Raw genomic sequence first — 614 nt, 5'->3', positions numbered from 1 at the left:
GAGGCGTCGACGGTGCCCAGCCCGCCCCGGACCCGGGCCCGGTCGGCGGGGGTGAGCCGCCCGGTCAGTGCCGCCGCGACCGGGCCGCACCGGCCGTCCTGCCAGGTGATCGCCGGGTGGACGGGGGCACCGCCGTCGTCGACGAACAGATGGGTGTTGACCTGGGCGCACACCCCGACCGCCGTCACCCCGGCCAGTGCCGGGCCGAGCGCGCCGACCACCTCGATGAGCCCGGACCACCAGTCGTGCGGGTCCTGTTCGGCGTGCCCGGGTGCGGGCCGCGCGGTGGGGTGGGCGGCCCGGGCCGCGGCGACCCGGGCGCCGTCGCCGGTGAACACCGCGGCCTTGACCGAGGTGGTGCCCAGGTCGATGCCGAGCAGGGTCACGGCCGGTCCCCCACGGTCGCGAGGAGCCCGGCCAGCGCCTCCCCGACGGCGGCGTGTCCCGCCCAGCCCCAGTGCAGCCCGTCGGGGTTGCCGTGTCCACCGAGGACGTGCTCGCCGACCAGGGCGGGCACGTCGAGCACCGTCACCGCCGGGGCGCCGGCCGCCCAGCGGTGGATCGCGGCGTCGGTGGCGGCGCGGTGCGGGTGGGCCAGGCCGTAGTCGGCGGCG

The 614-nt window shown here is 79.3% G+C and carries 1 protein-coding gene and 1 pseudogene; both read right to left on the bottom strand.

The annotated features are described in order from the left end of the window. The coding region (locus GTW08_RS27480; protein ID WP_346009979.1) for an FGGY family carbohydrate kinase at positions 1-386 on the bottom strand (386 nt) is incomplete at its 3' end. Then, positions 383-614: pseudogene (locus GTW08_RS27475) on the bottom strand (SGNH/GDSL hydrolase family protein); the annotation flags it as partial. The gene GTW08_RS27480 and the pseudogene GTW08_RS27475, both read right to left, overlap by 4 nt.

This window comes from Pseudonocardia sp. SID8383, assembly GCF_009864975.1.
GTDB lineage: Bacteria > Actinomycetota > Actinomycetes > Mycobacteriales > Pseudonocardiaceae > Pseudonocardia > Pseudonocardia alni.
The sequence above is the reverse complement of the archived record's forward strand: the minus strand, read 5'-3'. Positions and strand labels throughout refer to the sequence as shown.